At 63.6% G+C, this 17,014-nt stretch carries 15 protein-coding genes and 1 pseudogene; 11 read left to right on the top strand and 5 right to left on the bottom strand.

Annotated features, from left to right (window positions below):
- Positions 1–5: 5 nt before the first annotated feature.
- Positions 6–1,148: a DNA polymerase III subunit beta gene (gene dnaN, locus QFZ46_RS08585; protein WP_307360393.1), complete on the bottom strand. Its 1,143-nt coding sequence runs from the start codon at positions 1,146–1,148 to the stop codon at positions 6–8.
- Between the two features lie 469 nt (positions 1,149–1,617).
- Positions 1,618–2,886: a chromosomal replication initiator protein DnaA gene (gene dnaA, locus QFZ46_RS08580; protein WP_373457670.1), complete on the bottom strand. Its 1,269-nt coding sequence runs from the start codon at positions 2,884–2,886 to the stop codon at positions 1,618–1,620.
- A gap of 444 nt (positions 2,887–3,330) precedes the next feature.
- Here dnaA and rpmH point away from each other — a divergent pair, with 444 nt between their 5' ends.
- The 10 genes and pseudogenes from rpmH to QFZ46_RS08530 all read left to right on the top strand — a co-directional run bounded on the left by rpmH (position 3,331) and on the right by QFZ46_RS08530 (position 11,491).
- Complete coding sequence (gene rpmH, locus QFZ46_RS08575; protein WP_033105593.1) at positions 3,331–3,468, top strand: 50S ribosomal protein L34; 138 nt, start codon at positions 3,331–3,333, stop codon at positions 3,466–3,468.
- 5 nt (positions 3,469–3,473) lie between these two features.
- Positions 3,474–3,824, top strand: coding sequence for a ribonuclease P protein component (gene rnpA / locus QFZ46_RS08570; protein ID WP_307360388.1), 351 nt, complete (start codon positions 3,474–3,476; stop codon positions 3,822–3,824).
- Entirely contained in the window at positions 3,821–4,171 is a 351-nt protein-coding gene (gene yidD / locus QFZ46_RS08565; RefSeq protein WP_307360386.1) for a membrane protein insertion efficiency factor YidD, read from the top strand. Before rnpA ends, yidD begins: the two co-directional genes overlap by 4 nt.
- Positions 4,172–4,174: 3 nt before the next feature.
- The gene (yidC, locus tag QFZ46_RS08560) at positions 4,175–5,248 is read left to right on the top strand and encodes a membrane protein insertase YidC (RefSeq protein ID WP_307360385.1); all 1,074 of its coding nucleotides are present in this window, start codon (positions 4,175–4,177) and stop codon (positions 5,246–5,248) included.
- Positions 5,245–5,753, top strand: a pseudogene (locus QFZ46_RS08555) (Jag family protein). Before yidC ends, QFZ46_RS08555 begins: the two are co-directional and overlap by 4 nt.
- Before the next feature lie 31 nt (positions 5,754–5,784).
- Positions 5,785–6,411, top strand: a complete 627-nt coding sequence (gene rsmG / locus QFZ46_RS08550; protein WP_307360384.1) for a 16S rRNA (guanine(527)-N(7))-methyltransferase RsmG — start codon at positions 5,785–5,787, stop codon at positions 6,409–6,411.
- 1,308 nt (positions 6,412–7,719) lie between these two features.
- Positions 7,720–8,643: a ParA family protein gene (locus QFZ46_RS08545; protein WP_307360382.1), complete on the top strand. Its 924-nt coding sequence runs from the start codon at positions 7,720–7,722 to the stop codon at positions 8,641–8,643.
- On the top strand, positions 8,643–9,635 hold the full coding sequence (locus tag QFZ46_RS08540) for a ParB/RepB/Spo0J family partition protein (protein WP_307360380.1): 993 nt from the start codon (positions 8,643–8,645) through the stop codon (positions 9,633–9,635). The genes QFZ46_RS08545 and QFZ46_RS08540 overlap by 1 nt, the downstream gene beginning before the upstream one ends.
- 68 nt (positions 9,636–9,703) lie before the next feature.
- Positions 9,704–11,146 carry a sugar porter family MFS transporter gene (locus tag QFZ46_RS08535; RefSeq protein WP_307360378.1) on the top strand — a complete coding sequence of 481 codons (1,443 nt, stop codon included), beginning with the start codon at positions 9,704–9,706 and terminating at the stop codon, positions 11,144–11,146.
- A gap of 9 nt (positions 11,147–11,155) precedes the next feature.
- Positions 11,156–11,491 (top strand): tryptophan synthase subunit alpha, encoded by a 336-nt coding sequence (locus QFZ46_RS08530; RefSeq protein WP_307360376.1) that lies wholly within the window; start codon positions 11,156–11,158, stop codon positions 11,489–11,491.
- 111 nt (positions 11,492–11,602) lie between these two features.
- On the opposite strand, the gene trxA is transcribed toward QFZ46_RS08530, so the two are convergent.
- The 3 genes from trxA to QFZ46_RS08515 all read right to left on the bottom strand — a co-directional run bounded on the left by trxA (position 11,603) and on the right by QFZ46_RS08515 (position 15,255).
- On the bottom strand, positions 11,603–11,926 hold the full coding sequence (gene trxA / locus QFZ46_RS08525) for a thioredoxin (protein ID WP_033105602.1): 324 nt from the start codon (positions 11,924–11,926) through the stop codon (positions 11,603–11,605).
- Between the two features lie 62 nt (positions 11,927–11,988).
- A complete protein-coding gene (gene trxB, locus QFZ46_RS08520; protein WP_307360373.1) occupies positions 11,989–12,960 on the bottom strand; it encodes a thioredoxin-disulfide reductase in 972 nt (323 codons plus the stop codon).
- Between the two features lie 201 nt (positions 12,961–13,161).
- Entirely contained in the window at positions 13,162–15,255 is a 2,094-nt protein-coding gene (locus QFZ46_RS08515; RefSeq protein WP_307360371.1) for a DUF6049 family protein, read from the bottom strand.
- A 98-nt stretch (positions 15,256–15,353) separates the two neighbouring features.
- On the opposite strand from QFZ46_RS08515, the gene QFZ46_RS08510 reads away from it, so the two are divergent.
- Positions 15,354–16,886, top strand: coding sequence for a DUF7059 domain-containing protein (locus QFZ46_RS08510; protein WP_307360369.1), 1,533 nt, complete (start codon positions 15,354–15,356; stop codon positions 16,884–16,886).
- Positions 16,887–17,014 lie beyond the last annotated feature (128 nt).

The raw sequence follows: 17,014 nt of genomic DNA, 5'->3' as shown, positions 1-17,014 counted from the left end.
GGAGATCAGCGGAGGAGGAGGTTGGGCTGCAGGAGGTACTTGAACGAATCGTTGCCGGCCTGCTCGACGGAGGTCTGGCTGGTGATGAGCACCGGACTGAGCTTGTTCGCGTTATCGCTCGAGGTGAACGTCACGCGCACGAACTCGCTCTTGACGGCGCTGAGCGCTTCGGTCAGGTACTGGGGATTCAGGCCGAGTGTCACATCGTCGCCACCAGAGAGGTGAGCATCGACCGACTCCGACGCTCGCGCGTGCTCGCTGCCGGATGCGTCCATCGTCACGCTGTCCGAGGTGAAGGTGAATCGCAACGGAGCCGCACGGTCGAGCACCAGCGCGACTCGGCGAACAGCCTCGATCAGGTCGGCGGTGTTCACGACTGCGTAGTGCTCGGTCTGCTCGGGGAACAGGCGCCGAACCGGCGGGAAATTGCCCTTGATCAGGAGCGAGGTCACGGTCTTGTTGCCGGCGGTGAACGCGATGATCTCACGATCGCCCTGACCGGAGAACGCGACCTGGATCGTGCCGGCATGTCCGAACGTCTTGCCGACTTCCGTCAATGTACGAGCGGGTACCAGCGCTGTCTGCTCCGGCGCCTCACCATCCCACGGCACATCGCGGAGTGACACGCGATAGCGGTCGGTGGCCACCAGACTCAGGCTGTGACCCGATACCTCGAGCTGCACACCGGTCAGAACCGGCGTCACGTCATCACGGGAGGCGGCGAAACCGACCTGTGCGATCGCAGTGCCGAAGTCATCGGCGGGGACGACACCTGACGAGCCGGATACCTCGGGAATGGAGGGATATTCCTCAACCGGCATGGCGGCAAGCGTGAATCGTGCAGATCCGCAGCTGACAGCGATGCCGCCGTCTTCCTCGACGGCGATCTCGATCGGCGCGTTCGGGAGGCGGCTCGCGATGTCTGAGAGCAACCTTCCGTGCACGAGGATCGTGCCGGGGGTGTCGATCGTGGCTTCGATCGTGGTCCGCGCTGAAGCCTCGTAGTCGAATGCCGAGAGGGTGAGCCCCTGCTCGCCCGCTTCGATCAGGACTCCGGCGAGGATCGGCTGCGGGTTGCGCTGGGGCAGCAGTTTGACGACGAAGGACACAGCTTCGCTGAAGACATCGCGGTTGACCTGGAACCTCACGGGCGCTCCCTCGTCGTAATTACATGACCTGGCGCAGGTGGACCCACGTCAGGGGTTCCCATCGTATCCCCACAGCTGCGGTGCGCCATACGACGGGTTCCCACACCTTCGAGGTGATCGGATCGCTATCTCAAAGGGTTAACTCCTTAATAGTGTTAACCGCTGTGGAAACTGTGGATAAGTCGGTGGATATCAGTAGCGAGTAGGGAACTACACGCGTGTGAGATGTGGAATCACTGAGGAATCCGCACCAATACGGGGTGTTGGCTACATCCTTGTCATTCCGAGTTATCCACAGGATGCGGCGTTTGGCGCACATTCGTCCCGAGGTCGGCGCGATTCATCCACAAGTTATCCACATGTGCAAACTGGCATTTATCGTGTGGTACCAGGACGTGTCAACCCGCCCTATGGGGACAAAGGGGTCGCCGAAGGAACGGCTCAGCGTCGGATCCGGGTCAGATGGAGCTCAGCGCCGACCGAGCTGTGTGGTGATCTCGGTGACCTGGTTGTAGATCGAGCGACGCTCCTTCATGAGCTCGCTGATTTTCTTGTACGCGTACATCACCGTCGTGTGGTCGCGATTTCCGAACAGCTGACCGATCTTCGGCAGTGACAGGTTCGTGCGCTCTCGGCAGAGGTACATCGCGATCTGACGCGAGGTGGCGATCTGCTGTGACCGGCTCGACCCGTACAGGTCGTCGACCGTGAGCTTGAAGTACTGCGCGGTCGCCGTGATGATGTCCGTCGGCGAGATGATGTTGTCTTCTGCCGTGTCGATGATGTCGCGCAGCACAGTCTGGGCGAGAGATATGTCGAGGGACGATCGATTGAGGCTCGCGAAGGCCGAGACGCGGATGAGGGCGCCTTCGAGCTCACGGATGTTGGAGGAGACGACGGTCGCGATGTACTCGAGCACCTCGTCGGGGATGTGCAGCGCCTCGCTCTGCGCCTTCTTGCGGAGAATGGCGATGCGCGTCTCGAGGTCGGGCGCCTGGACATCAGTGATCAGGCCCCACTCGAAGCGGCTGCGCATCCGATCTTCGAATCCGGTGAGGTGTTTCGGAGCGACATCACTGGTGATCACGACCTGCTTGTTGTGGTCATGCAGTGTGTTGAACGTGTGGAAGAACGCCTCCTGCGTCTCGGCTCGACCCTGAAGGAACTGGATGTCGTCGATGAGGAGGATGTCGACGTCGCGGTAGCGAGCCTGGAACGCGGAGCCTCGGTTGTTGGCGATGGAGTTGATGAAGTCGTTCGTGAACTCCTCGCTCGAGACGTAGCGAACCTTCACGCCTGTGTACAGGGACTGCGCGTAGTCGCCGATCGCGTGGAGAAGATGTGTCTTCCCGAGCCCGGAGTCCCCGTAGATGAACAGCGGGTTGTACGCCTTGGCAGGGGCCTCCGCGACTGCGACAGCCGCCGCATGCGAGAAGCGGTTGGACTGACCGATCACGAAGTTGTCGAACGTGTACTTGGGGTTGAGTCGTGATTCGTGCCGCAGCGGGGTCGGCTGTTCGATGGGGGATTCGGTGCGCGAGGACTCGGCGCGGGTGAAGTCGCCGACGACGATCGGTGCGGTCGGCTGCTCCGCGAGCTCATGATTCACGACAACGCGGAAGGCCGTGACCTCCTCACCCAGGTGCGTGAGGGCCTCCATTATCGGCATCCGCAGACGCTTGTTGATCTGAGCGGCGGTGAGATCGTTCGGTACGTCGAGATAGAGCGTCGCGCCCATGACGCCGGCAGGCACCACGAGGCTCAGAAATCCCTGGAGTTGTGGTGTGACGCGGTCGTCGTGGTCGAGGAGATCCGCCACCTGCGCCCAGATCGGAACGTCGGGCTGGGCAGGAGAGGACATGTTGCTCCGGGCAAGGGCTCGCGGAGGTCAGACCCATTCGGCTGTCCCCCCTGTGGATAACTTCGGATGCCACGGTAGTCACCCACGCTGTGAACGGCAACCTGCCTGTGGAAAACCGCGGGTGTGTTGCGCGCGCCTCGAGTGTCGAGGTTGTGGATAATTGCTGTGCGGAGTGTTGACGCTCGGACCGGTCGTGGCGCGGAGATTTGCCCTCTGCGCCGGTAAGACGTACCCTTAATCGGTTGACTTATGTCCGAAATCGGGCAGTTCCCTATGTCTCCGGTCGTACACATCCGGTGACAGCGTTCCCGGAGTGATCCCATGACCAAGCGTACGTTCCAGCCCAACAACCGCCGCCGCGCCAAGAAGCACGGTTTCCGCGCCCGCATGCGCACACGTGCCGGCCGTGGCATCCTCTCGGCTCGCCGCGCGAAGGGCCGCACCGAGCTCTCGGCGTAAGCCTCGTGCTCGCCCGTCCGTTCCGACTGACGCGAGGCACCGACTACAGATCGGTCGTCCGTCGCGGTGTTCGGTGCGGGGGCGCCCGAGTCGTCACGTCTGTTCTGACGACCGGTGAAGCACGTGAACCCAGGTTCGGGTTCATCATCAGCAAGCAGGTGGGCACGGCTGTGATCCGCAACACCGTTCGTCGCCGGCTCAAAGCCGTGTGTGCGTCGGCGATCACAGACGTTCCCGAGGGCACGGATGTCGTCATCCGTGCCCTTCCTGCGTCTGCGACCGCCACATTCGCCGACCTCGAAGCTGATGTGACCAGGTGCCTTGCACGTCTGCGTCGCGAGCGGACCACGACATGAGCACGCTTCCGTCCTATGCGATCGGATCGGCGCATCTGCATGGCAGTGACCTCGTGCGCAGCATCCCACTCCTGCCGCGGAATATCGTTCTGGGATTTCTGACCGGCTATCGCGCAGTGATCTCTCCCCTGTATGGAGACGTATGCGCTTATTACCCATCCTGCTCGGCTTACGCTGTAGGTGCGGTGCAGCAGCACGGTGCGGTGAAGGGGGCAGCGCTCTCGGCATGGCGGATCCTGCGCTGCAACCCCTGGACCAAAGGCGGCGTCGACGACGTCCGTCCTCACGACCATTTCCGATACGACTTGACCGCTCGAGGTTTCGTCGTACCTTCCCGAAAGGACTGATCAGTGGGTCTTGACCTTCTGCTCGCCTCTGCGACCCCGACGCCGGATGCCGGTGGCGGTGGTGGCTTCGACCTGCTCGGCACCATCCTGTGGCCGCTGAAGTGGGCCGTCGAGCTCATTCTCGTCGCCTGGCACTCGCTGTTCACGCTTGTAGGGCTGCCCGCAGCATCCGGTATCACCTGGATCCTGTCGATCATCGGCCTGGTCATCGTCGTTCGTGCTTCGGTATTTCCCCTGTTCGTGCGGCAAATCAAGAGCCAGCGCAAGATGATGGAAATCGCTCCTGAGATGAAGAAGGTCCAGGAGAAGTACAAGGGCAAGAAGGATCAGCTCTCGCGTGAGGCTATGAGTCGCGAGACCATGGCGCTGTACAAGAAGCACGGCACATCACCGATGTCGAGCTGTCTGCCGTTGATCGTGCAGATGCCGATCTTCTTCGCGCTGTTCAGCGTGCTCAATGACGTCACCAAGCATGCACAGAACAACCTCGGCGGGGTGGGGCTGCTCAGCCCCGAGCTCACCAAGGAGTTCTACGACGCCACGATCTTCGGCACGGTCTCGTTGCACGGAACCCTGGGGCACGCAGTTGAGACGCAGAACACGATCGCGATCGTGCTGCTGGTCATCCTGGTGGTGCTGATGATCGCATCGCAGTTCTTCACGCAGCTGCAGATCATCTCGAAGAACCTGTCGCCGGAAGCCAAGACCGGCCAGGCGTACCAGATGCAGAAGATCATGCTCTACGTGCTGCCGCTGGGCTTCATCTTCTCGGGTATCTTCTTCCCGCTCGGCGTGGTCGTGTACTGGTTCATCTCCAACCTCTGGACGATGGCCCAGCAGTTCCTCGTCATCCGCGAAATGCCGACGCCCGGTTCAGAAGCGGCCAAGGCACGTGAAGAGCGGTTGGCTCGCAAGGGCAAAGCGATCGACTCCTCAGGCAAGGTCGTGCCGATGTCCGTATACGAAGCAGAGCAGCAGCGTCTGCTGGATGAGGCCGAGAAGGCCAAGCTGAACGCGCCGAAGCGCCAGCAGCCCGTGGGCAAGAAGCGCGCCAAGAAGAAGGGCCCCAACTCATGACCGGTGAGAACATCGCGGAGCGTGCGGTTGACCGTTCCGAGCCCACTGTCGAGCAGCTGGAACACGAAGGCGATGTGGCTGCGGATTTCCTCGAGGAGCTCCTCGATATCGCAGACATCGATGGGGACCTGAACCTCGACGTGCGTCAGGGCCGGGCCTACGTCTCGGTCGATGCGGAGGGCGAGGACATCTCTGTGCTCTCGGATCCGGACACCGTGCAGGCATTGCAGGAGATCACCCGACTCGCCGTGCAGAGCAAGACCGGTTCTTTCTCTCGGTTGATTCTCGACGTCGGTGGGTCCCGTGTGATGCACGTCGTCGTCAGCTCGAGAAGCTGGTGGACGCTGCGGTCGTGAAGCTCGATGAGGGTGCATCCCAGGCTTCACTTCCCTCCATGTCGAGCTACGAGCGCAAGCTGGTGCATGACATCGTCGCCGATCGCGAGCTGGTTTCCGAGTCGTACGGCGACGGCGCGGATCGCCACACGGTGATCCGCCGTCGTTGATGTTTCACGTGAAACATCGCGGGGCAGAGTCATGACTTCTGTCGAGGCTGAGCCTGGTGCTGCGAAGTCGCTGTTCGGTGATCGAATCGACATCGCACGTGAGTTCACGAAGGCCCTTGCAGAGCAGGGAGAAGAGCGCGGACTGATCGGCCCGCTCGAGCTTCCGCGCTTGTGGACGCGTCACATTCTCAACAGTGCGATCGCGGCGCCGTTGTTCCATGGATCTGCTGCGGACATCGGATCCGGTGCAGGGCTGCCGGGACTCGTGCTCGCTATCGCGCGACCTGATGTGAAATGGACTCTGGTGGAGCCCATGGAGCGTCGTGTGAACTGGCTCAACGAGCAGGTCACCGAACTCGGACTGGACAACGTCGACGTCCTGCGTTCACGCGCTGAAGATGTACGCACGGTCGAGAAGTTCGACTTCGTCACGGCGAGAGCCGTGAGTGCGCTGCGCACACTCATTCCATTCACCGCACCGTTGCTGCGTGATGGGGGAGAACTCGCACTACTCAAAGGCATGAATGCGCCGGCGGAGATAGGTGCGGCCGCAAAGCAGATCAAGAAGTACCGACTCAGCGACGTGCGTGTCGAGGTTCTGGGCGAGGGTGTGCTGGACGAGACGACTCGCGTCGTAAGGGCTACGGTTCGGGGCTAGCTCCTGCATTTGTCTGCGCTACCGGGCTCCGGGTGCGGACTCTCCCGCCAGTGCGGGGACCACACCGCTTTCTGGGCCGTCCGGTGCTCGTGCGCTCGGCATCCTGCGCCCCGATCCACCCGGGGAGCGATCGAGTTCTAGCGTTCATCATCGGGGCTGGACGGTGGTGTTTCACGTGAAACATAGTCGGGCGAGGCTCGCTTGGTTCGATTGTGTTGAGCGATTGCCATCGCGCCTGGAACTGGCCATGCAGAGGGATGAGAGCGTCTCGGTCGATCAGTGGCGACGTTGCGATGTGTTGGGACGAGTTGTCACTCTTGGGCGAGCACTCGTAGCCGTGTTTCACGGTGAGCTCGCGATCAAGTGATCTTGCGATCTCGGGATCCTCGCGATCGCGTGGCCGAGTAGTTTGACTCAACGTTTCACGTGAAACATCGGATCCAGAATCTTTGTCTTTGCGTGTGGCAGGGCGACGCTGTGAACGTGGCTCCATCCTCAGCGCGAAGGGTGCCAGTAAGCAGCCGCTCTCATCATGGACGATGCTCTGTGGCCGCTCGTCCGATCGGTGCTCTTTGTTCGTATCCATGAGCGACAAGGCGTCCGGTCTCAACGTTTCACGTGAAACATCGTGACCGTTGGGCATCGATGGAGGTGACTCAGTGGGATGTTGGTCGCGTCGGTTGTGGAGGAGGGACCCATGCCCACGGCTGCTCGAGCGCTTCCGTCCATCAGAACCACCCGCGTGCAGGTCGCCCATGTAGCCGGTATGTCGAACCAGGGATCGCAAGTCCGAGGAGGTCATGTGACTGACTCTGGGGAGTCCAGGCGAGGAGTTCGTGAAGAGGTTCGGCTGAGTGGTCTGTCGCGCCTCGCGTCCTTCGAGTAGCCGGGCCCGCTCGGCCTCTTCTACGGCGGGGTCCGCCGGAGCCCACCTGAGCGCCAACGACCGATGCTGGCAGAACGATGTTCGGCCGTCATACACGCGCCGTGCTCATCCATCTCCTCGGTCTAGATCGGGCGCGCGCTCCCGAGATGTGTCGCCGAGTCCACGAGACAACGCCACGTTTCACGTGAAACATCAGTCAAGACGGGCGCCCTCGCGAGCCTGTGTCCCACTGGCGGTGCGAGCAGACGTCAGTGGGGGAGGAGCCCGGGTGGCCGATCGAGCGAACATCGCGATGGAGACGAAGCGGGGGCTCGGCTGAAAGAACTCGGCCCAGATCCCGACATCGGAGGCCAGATGAATGTCCGGCGGTTCGCAACGTCCGCCCCAGCGATTAGAGTGGAACACGGTCCCGAAAGGAGCGGATGTTTCACGTGAAACAGTCTGAAAAGGCAGCACCGAACAGTACTTTCGGGGTAGATACTCCACTGGCACGAGAGATCGCAGATCTGAGCGCGCGCAGGCGTGTACTTGAGGCGACTACAGTCCAGTTCGACGGGCAGACGCGCGTACTCACGGTGTCCAACCAGAAGGGCGGCGTCGGTAAGACGACGACCGCCGTCAACGTCGCTTCCGCACTGGCGAGCTTCGGGGCGAAGGTTCTGGTCATCGACCTGGATCCGCAGGGAAATGCGTCCACCGCCCTCGGTGTCCCGCACAATGCGGAGACCCCGAGCGTCTACGACGTTCTGATCGACGATGTTCCCCTCGCCGACATCATTCAGCAGAGTCCTGAATCGCCGAACCTGCTCTGCGCGCCCAGTACGATCCATCTCGCGGGGGCGGAGATCGAGCTCGTCGCTCAAGTCGCGCGGGAGCACCGGCTGCGCAATGCGCTCAGTCAGTACCTGATCGAAAACACTGTTGACTTCGTCATCATCGACTGCCCACCGTCGTTGGGGCTCCTGACGATCAACGCGTTCACCGCAGCATCCGAGGTGTTCATCCCGATCCAGTGCGAGTACTACGCACTCGAGGGTCTGAGCCAGTTGCTCGGCAGCATCCAGATGATTCAGAAGCACCTCAATCCAGAACTTCACCTCTCGACGATCCTGCTCACCATGTATGACGGACGCACCCGTCTGGCGCAGCAGGTCGCCGACGAGGTGCGCACGCATTTCCCCGATCAGGTGCTGAACACGGTCATTCCGCGGTCTGTGCGAGTGTCGGAGGCGCCGAGTTTCGGCCAGACGGTGATCGCGTACGACGGAGCATCCGCCGGAGCGATCGCATACCGTGAAGCCGCTGTCGAAATCGCGTCGCAAAAGACGCAGAGCAAGGAGAACTGATGGCAAAGCGCACCGGATTGGGCCGAGGAATCGGCGCACTCATCCCCACCGCAGACCAGGCGGAGCGTCCGGTCGACGTGTTCTTCCCCGGTGCTTCACTGCGCCCAGCAGCCGACATGACGATCACGGTGCCGGACGAGTCATCCACGGATGAGGCATCTACGGATGAGCCCGATCTCACTGCGGTGCCCGGCATCCATCTGATCCAGATCGACCCGAACCAGATCGTTCCGAACCCACGTCAGCCGCGCACGCACTTCGATGAGGATGACCTCGCGGAGCTCGTTCACAGCGTGCGCGAGTTCGGCGTACTGCAGCCGGTGATCGTCCGGAAGAACGCCGACGGCGAGTACGAACTGATCATGGGGGAGCGCCGCACGCGCGCCGCCCGTGAAGCCGGACTCGAGGCGATCCCGGTGATCGTCCGCGATACGGCCGACGAGAATCTCCTACGTGATGCGCTGCTCGAGAACCTCCACCGATCCGAGCTGAACCCACTTGAAGAGGCCTCCGCCTACCAGCAGCTGCTGGAGGACTTCGGCATCACCCAAGAGGAACTTGCGACCCGTATCGGACGCTCCCGTCCGCAGATCAGCAATACGATCAGGCTTCTCAAGCTTCCGATGCCCGTGCAGCAGCGTGTCGCGGCCGGCGTTCTCTCGGCAGGACACGCAAGGGCGCTGCTCTCCCTCGAAAGTCCTGAGGCGATGCAGAAGCTCGCCGACAAGGTCATCAACGAAGACCTCTCCGTGCGTGCGACTGAGGAGGCGGCGAAAGCAGTGCCCTCCACCGGAGCGCGGAGCCCCAAGCCGCAACCGGGAGCGCGCCGCGCCTATCTCGATGAAGTGTCGGGAAAGCTCGGTGACCGACTCAACACCCGGGTGAAGATCACTCTTGGTGCGAGAAAAGGCCAGGTCGCAATTGAATTCGCATCGATCCAGGATCTCAACCGCATCTTGTCGGAGCTGGGCGAAGAAGGATACGGCTCCTGAGGAAATGACCGCCCACTCGCGTCGGAGCGGGTTGGCCTCCTAGAGTGAGCACAGACGGGGGAGGGCACATGTCAGAGAAGAAACGCACGGCCGGTCGACTCAGCGCCAGAGTCGTGGGAATCAGCATCGCCGCCGCACTCGGTGGTTTCCTGTTCGGCTTCGACACGGCCGTGATCAACGGAGCGGTCGATGCTCTCGCCGGAGCATTCGACCTCGGACCAGCACTTCAGGGCTTCGCCGTGTCGTCGGCCCTGCTCGGCTGCGCCGTCGGTGCGTGGTTCGCCGGCAGCCTGGCGAACAGACTCGGCCGCATTCCTGTGATGGTGATCGCCGCTGTGCTGTTCCTGGCCTCATCCATCGGCTCGGGCCTTGCCTTCGGGGTCATCGACCTCATCGTCTGGCGCGTGATCGGCGGCATCGGTGTCGGAGCTGCGTCCGTCATCGCTCCTGCCTACATCGCGGAGGTATCGCCGGCGAAGGTTCGTGGCCGACTCGGATCCCTGCAGCAGCTCGCGATCGTGACCGGTATCTTCACCGCGCTGCTCTCCAACGCTCTGTTGGCGAACATCGCCGGTTCCGCTGCCAACGTCCTGTGGTTCGGGATCGACGCCTGGCGCTGGATGTTCATGGTCGAAGCGATCCCCGCCATCGTCTACGGAGTCATGGCTCTTCGGCTGCCCGAATCGCCACGCTTCCTGGTCGCTCGCGGGCAGATCGACAAGGCGTCCCAAGTGCTGTTCGACTTCACCGGCGAGACCGACGTGAACGTCAAGATCGAAGAGATCCGCTCGACGCTGAATGCCGAGAAGCGCGAGTCGTTGAGCGACCTGCGAGGTGATCGGTTCGGTCTGAAACCCATCGTCTGGGTCGGGATACTGCTGAGTGTTTTCCAGCAGTTCGTCGGCATCAATGTGATCTTCTACTACTCGACGACGCTGTGGCTGTCGGTGGGATTCGACGAATCCCAGGCTCTGATGACCTCGGTATTCACCTCGGTCACGAATATCGTCGTCACGATCGTGGCAATTCTGCTCGTGGACAAGGTGGGTCGACGGCCCATGCTGCTCACCGGTTCAATCGGCATGGCCGTGACCCTGGGCATGATGGCCGTGGCGTTCTCGTTCGGCACGCTGCAGGACGGCAGCGTCGTGCTGCCGCAGCCATGGTCGCTGATCGCCTTGATCTGCGCCAACGGATTCGTCGTGTTCTTCGGAGCGACGTGGGGTCCATTGGTATGGGTGCTGCTGGGGGAGATGTTCCCGAACAGCATCCGTGCCGGCGCACTCGCGGTGGCCGCAGCCGCGCAGTGGGTCGCGAACTTCTTCATCTCGACGACGTTCCCGGCCTTCGCGGAGATCGGGCTCACGTTCGCCTACGGCTTCTACGCGTTCTTTGCCGTCGTATCGTTCTTCTTCGTGTTCTACCAGGTGCCGGAGACGAAGGGCAGAGAACTCGAGACGATGACCGATGTCGTGAACCTCCCGCGCCGAGGCGGCAGCAAGCGCGCGTAGGCTTGAGGTATGTCAGAAGCCGTTCCGCGCCGTGCCAGCCTCGAAGTTCTGAGGGCGGAGGCGGCCGACGAACTGGCTGTTCTCATCCAGGAGCGTCTGCTGAGCGGTGAGGACCCGTGGGACTTCATGGAAGATCTTCCCAGTGTCGACGAACTCGTGGTCTATCTGCTGCGCGCTGACAACATCGCAGCCAATGACGGGGTGCGCCCCAACGCGACGCGCAACTACCGCGTCATGCGCCAGATCGCACTCGAGTACCCGGAGTTGACGCCGGCTGTCTGGCGCCTGCTCGGCGTGGAGACGCGTCACCGCAAGTGGGATACCACCGTCGCCGACGTGCAGTGAATCCGCGCGGTACCGGCTCGGACGGCGTCACGAACCAATGCATGCCGTGAGGTGCATATAGAAAAGGCCCGCCTCTCCGAGTGGAGAGACGGGCCTTCGATCACTGCGCGATCAACCGATGAACGCGGCGAGATCCTTCTCGAGCGCGGGCTTCGGCTTGGCGCCGATGATGGTCGTCTTGACCTCGCCGCCCTGGAATACCTTCATCGCCGGGATCGACGTGATCTGGTACTTCATGGCCAGTTCGGGGTTCTCGTCGACGTTGAGCTTGACGATCGTGATCTTGTCAGGGTTCTCCGACTGGATCTGGTCGAGCACCGGCGCGACCATGCGACACGGTCCACACCATTCAGCCCAGAAGTCCACCAGAACGGGGCCTTCGGCCTGCAGCACATCCTGGTCCCACGTCGCCTGGCTCGTTACCTTGGCAGTCATCAGATTTCTCCTTGGATTGAGGTTCACCCGCTACAACAGCGTGTGAGTTGAAAGTGTTCCCGTCAGGCGATGATCGCCGCAGCCTCCGCCGCGGGGAACTCCACGGAGGCGTCGTCAAAATCCGCGAGGAAGTGCTCGGCGTCGAGCGCCGCAACCGTGCCGGTGCCCGCTGCCGTGATCGCCTGACGGTAGGTCGGGTCGATGACGTCGCCCGCAGCGAAGACGCCGGGCACCGAGGTGCGCGAAGAGCGTCCGTCGACCCAGATCGTGCCTTCGGGAGTGAGCTCGAGCTTGTTGTGGACCAGGTGCGTGCGCGGGTCGTTGCCGATGGCGACGAACAGCCCGTCGAGCGCGAGTTCGCTGGTCGTGCCGTCGATGGTGTTGCGGAGCTTCACGCCGTTGACGCTGTCGGCACCCGTGATCTCGGCGACCTCGGTGTTCCAGATGAACTCGATCTTCTCGTTCGCGAAGGCGCGCTCCTGCATGATCTTCGAGGCACGCAGCGAATCCTTGCGGTGGATGATGTAGACCTTGTCGGCGAAGCGGGTGAGGAAGGTCGCCTCCTCCATCGCCGAGTCGCCGCCGCCGACGACCGCGATGTTCTTCTCGCGGAAGAAGAAGCCGTCGCAGGTCGCGCACCAGGAGACGCCGTAGCCGGAGAGACGCTCTTCGCCCTCGATGCCGAGCTTGCGGTATGCCGAGCCGGTCGCGTAGATGATCGTGGCGGCCTCGTGCGTGGTGCCGCTGCCGAGGGTGAGCTTCTTGACCGGACCGTCGAGCTCGAGGGAGGTGACGTCGTCGTAGACGACTTCGGTGCCGAACTTCTCGGCCTGCTCCTGGAACTTCGCCATCAGTTCCGGCCCCTGGATGCCCTCGGGGAATCCAGGGTAGTTCTCGACCTCGGTGGTGTTCATCAGCTCGCCACCGACCTCGACGGAACTCGCGATGAGAAGGGGCTTCAGATTGGCGCGCGCCGCATAGATGGCAGCCGTGAATCCGGCAGGACCCGAACCGATGATGATGACCTGACGCATGTGCTCCCCGTCTTAGAAATGCCGGCTTCGAATGGTCTGAAGGATGCTGGCTTCGAATGCTTCAACCAATGGTAACCGCGAGTCATTCCCGGAAGGCTGCACGCTTTCGTGGAGCGGAAAGCAGGAGTCGGCGGCGCGGGGTGCGTCGCAGCGTGACCTGTGCTCATTGCGAGCGGGTGCAACGGCCTCTCTGTCGCCCGATCAATCCGAAGAGCCTGCATCCGCAGCATCCCGGCGCCGTCGCACGACAGTGCGAACGATGCCGAGAACGAACAGCAACGCGATGACGCCGCCGAGGATGCCGAGGCCGATGGTCTCCCATTCGGCGCGCACAGTGACCGAGGCGGTCTGATCGGTGCCGATCGGCACTCCAGTGGGCGAAGCGAGTGAGAAGTGCACGCTGAGCGAACCGCTTCCCACACGAGCTTCCACCGGCACCTTGACGCGAGTGTTGCTGGCCGCGCCGGCGGCGACCTCCGTGGACGGCTGGACATCGAGCCTGGCATCGGAGGGCGTCGCCGTGAGTTGCACGTTGACCGGCCAGGGCAGGTCGTTGCGCACCCACACCGGCAGCGGGGCCGCTGATGTGAAGAGCTGGATGGGGCTCGGCTCCTGCACCCCCACCGCGTCGAGCGTCGCCGTCGTCGCGGTCCGGTGCGTGACCACCGCAGCGGTGTACGCATCGGCATCCGCGACACCCAGAAGACGCAGCAACTGGAGTCGCTCCGGTGAGAGCAGCACGAGCGGATCGTGGAGGATCGTCGCGAAGTCGGTCAGGCGCGACTCGTCGGAGATGAGCGTGTTCAGAAGGGCTGCGCGATCGGATGATTCCGCGGCATCCGATTCCGACACTCGGAGGGTCGCCGACTGCGGTGACGTGGTGCGCAACGTGCTGAAATCGGTCGGATCGCCGATCGATGACACCGACAGGATGGTCTCGCGCAGGGCCTCCGCCGTACGGCTCTCATCCCGGTCGAGCCCGACCAGCAGCGTCGGCGAGGGGCCGGTCAGCGCGAGATGAGCGATGCCTTCGGCGATCTCGCGCTCGCGGGCTCCGTCATCCACCGCCGCGGCGGCATCCGAGAGGGCGGCAGAGGCAGCCGCGTCCATCACGAGCACACGACTACCGTCTATGTCGACGACAGCGCCAGTGGGGGCGGCGATCGAGGTCGACGGCAGGATGATCGTCGTCACATCTGCAGACATCCACTCATTGAACTTCGTGAGATCTGCAGTGTCGATCCCCGCCGTCGGCCACAGCACGGCGGGTGCCGTCTGCTCGATGGCCATCAGCTCGGCGTCGGTCGGCAACTCGGGCTCAGTCGGCGTCGGAGACGGGGTGGGTGTCGCGGAAGAAGTGGGATCCGGTGTCGGCGTCGCCGTCGCGGCGAAGTTCTTCGGATCCATATAAGAGGCGAGCGGCAGAGGAGTCAGGAGTTCGGGGAGGTCCGCGCGCGACTGCGTGGTCGCATCCGCGTCTCCGGCTTGCAGCGCGAACCGATCATTGGGGAGCACCTCGAGTCGGTTCAGCCATCCGAGTGCGCTGGCCGGCGCTGCGGTGCCGAGCGCGCGGATCGCGGCAGGGATCAGCGGGTCGACAGCGAGCGCTGCTGAGGTGCCGGCGACACCGTCGAGCTGAGCGGTGAGAGCGCCGTCCGGGGCTGTGAGCGCGGTGAGCTCTTCAGCCGTGAGCAGACCACCGTCGGCCGGCGTCGCCGTCACTGGCACGAGCACTGTCACCTGCGCAGCGGTACCGCCCTCGATGATCAGCACGCTCTGGCCGGTGGGCGGCGTCATGGCCGACCCGGCATTCGCAGCGAGGCTGACACGGATCGGGTAGACACCTGCGGGCAGCGCGCCGAGCACGCCGACCGGGGTCAACACCGAGGTCGTGGAGGTTTCGGATGCCGCGACCGCTTCCGATTCCTCGATTCCGAGCGATGAGAACGTGCCCTGAGTCTGTCCGGAATCGAGCCACGCCGTGAGTGCGGCGCCGTCCGCGAGAGCGGTGCGATTCAGTTCGACGCTCACCAGACCGGGGGAGAGCTCCTCCCGGGTGCCGTTGTCGATCGTGACGGTGGTCAGCAGAGGTGAACCGGGCTGCGATACCCCGTGCACACCCGTCGTGAGTGAGACCTCGACGGTGCCGTCCTCGGGCGCTTCTTCGGCAGCGACGGCCGGTGTCACTGAGATCAGCTGGGGAGCGGCGATGAGCGCGGCGGCCAGCGCGAACACCACGGCACCGCGTGCACGGCGCTGCGCGCGCACACGACGGCTGAATCGGGGGGTGATCAACGTCTCTGGTCTTCCTCGGGCACCGCGGCGGTCATCCCGTGAGTTGTGACCCTGTGATTCTAAGCGGGTGGGGTAGGGGAACCCTGAAGGCGCGTAGAGTGACGGCCGTGTCCGACGCGCTCCCACCCACGCCCGATCCGTCTCTCGCTGCCGCACTGGCTGCGGATCTGGATGCTGCCGACTTCCGTTCCGAGCCACTGCGGCGCCTCTGGGGCGAAGAGGCCGATGATGCGCTCGGTCGGGGCGTTCGCGAACCCCTGCTGCGCGCGATCGCGCGGGATGTGGGCGCGCTGGCGACGCTCGGTCGCCTCTTCGTGCTCGGGATGCCGCAGCCGCACCAGCTGGTCGCAGCAGCGCTGCCACGGCTGGGTGTGGACGGTCTGATCGCTCTCGGACTCGCCGCCGTATCCAGCGATGATGGGGCTCTCGAAGAGGATGTCGTGCCTTCGGCGCTCATCCGGCCGCAATCGTTCGTGGACGCGGACGGCATCGGCGAATGGTGGATCGCCAGCGACCTCGACGAGCTCGCGCTCGGTACGGCGCTGCCCGCCGACCACGTGCTCGGTGTCGGCGGAGCGTCGCGAACGCTGGCAGAGCTGATCGTGCCCGTGTCCGTCGGCCGTGCCCTGGATCTAGGGACCGGATGCGGCATCCAGGCCCTACTCGTGTCTCGTCATGCGGGAGAGGTCGTCGCCACCGACATCTCGGCACGAGCACTGGCGTTCGCCGAGCTCAACGCGCGTCTGAACGGCGTGAACAATGTGACCTTCCGGCAGGGCAGCATGTTCGAGCCTGTGGCCGGAGAGGCGTTCGACCTGATCGTCTCCAATCCGCCGTTCGTCATCACCCCGCGCGTCGACGGTGTGACGGCGTATGAATACCGGGACGGTGGGCTGATCGGCGACGCGCTGGTGGAGCAGTTCGTGCGCGATGTTCCCTCGCACCTCACGCCCGGCGGGATCGCCCAGCTGCTCGGCAACTGGGAGTCGCGTCCCAAGACCACGGGTCTCGCTCGCCTCGAGTCATGGATAGATCCGTCGCTCGATGTCTGGGTGATCCAGCGCGAAGAACTCACGCCGCTCGGCTATGCCGAGTTGTGGATCCGCGACGGCGGCACAACCCCTCGCGAGGATGCCTTCGGACGGATGCTGGAGGCCTGGCTCGATGATTTCGCGGAGCGCGACGTCACTGCGATCGGCTTCGGGTATGTGCTGCTGCGTCGTCCAGCAGATCCGGTGCCTTCGCGCCTGCGCCGTTTCGAGACGGTGTCGCAGCCGCTGTCGGCCCCTGGCCGTGCGCTGGGCGAAGGGCTCGCCGCGCACGACTCTTTGGCCGACGGCATCCCGCACACCCTCATCACCGCCGGGGATGTGACCGAGGCGCGGCATTTCATGCCAGGTGATGACGACCCGAGTGTGATCGAGCTGCGCCAGGGCGGAGGGCTCGGCCGCACGGTGTCGGTGGATTCGGCGCTCGCCGGCTTCGTCGGCGCGTGTGACGGCGAACTCAGCGTCACCCAGATCGTGTCGGCCCTCGCCGACCTCTTCGAGGTGCCTCTCGTCGACCTGTGGAATGACCTCGAACCCCGCATCCGCCAGCTCGTGCGGGACGGGTTCCTGGTTGCGGGCTGACCTGGTGCCGCGTGAACCGGAGGACTTCGCGTGATCCGGAGGATGACGTCCGGGCATCCGGTCCTCCGTTTCGTGCGATCTCCTCCGATTCGTGCGAGCCGTCCCACCCCGGCAGCCTCGCCGGCTGG

The organism is Microbacterium murale, assembly GCF_030815955.1.
In the GTDB taxonomy this organism is placed as follows: Bacteria; Actinomycetota; Actinomycetes; order Actinomycetales; family Microbacteriaceae; genus Microbacterium; species Microbacterium murale_A.
The sequence above is the reverse complement of the archived record's forward strand: the minus strand, read 5'-3'. Positions and strand labels throughout refer to the sequence as shown.

Bases quoted from the DNA above. Each gene is read 5' to 3' on its own strand.
- dnaA (WP_373457670.1), bottom strand. From the start codon at position 2,886: ATGGGCGCGACGCTCTATCTCGACGTACCGAACGATCTCACCGCCGCT.
- rpmH (WP_033105593.1), top strand. From the start codon at position 3,331: ATGACCAAGCGTACGTTCCAGCCCAACAACCGCCGCCGCGCCAAGAAG.
- yidD (WP_307360386.1), top strand. From the start codon at position 3,821: ATGAGCACGCTTCCGTCCTATGCGATCGGATCGGCGCATCTGCATGGC.
- rsmG (WP_307360384.1), top strand. From the start codon at position 5,785: ATGACTTCTGTCGAGGCTGAGCCTGGTGCTGCGAAGTCGCTGTTCGGT.
- QFZ46_RS08545 (WP_307360382.1), top strand. From the start codon at position 7,720: ATGTTTCACGTGAAACAGTCTGAAAAGGCAGCACCGAACAGTACTTTC.
- QFZ46_RS08540 (WP_307360380.1), top strand. From the start codon at position 8,643: ATGGCAAAGCGCACCGGATTGGGCCGAGGAATCGGCGCACTCATCCCC.
- QFZ46_RS08535 (WP_307360378.1), top strand. From the start codon at position 9,704: ATGTCAGAGAAGAAACGCACGGCCGGTCGACTCAGCGCCAGAGTCGTG.
- QFZ46_RS08530 (WP_307360376.1), top strand. From the start codon at position 11,156: ATGTCAGAAGCCGTTCCGCGCCGTGCCAGCCTCGAAGTTCTGAGGGCG.
- trxA (WP_033105602.1), bottom strand. From the start codon at position 11,926: ATGACTGCCAAGGTAACGAGCCAGGCGACGTGGGACCAGGATGTGCTG.
- trxB (WP_307360373.1), bottom strand. From the start codon at position 12,960: ATGCGTCAGGTCATCATCATCGGTTCGGGTCCTGCCGGATTCACGGCT.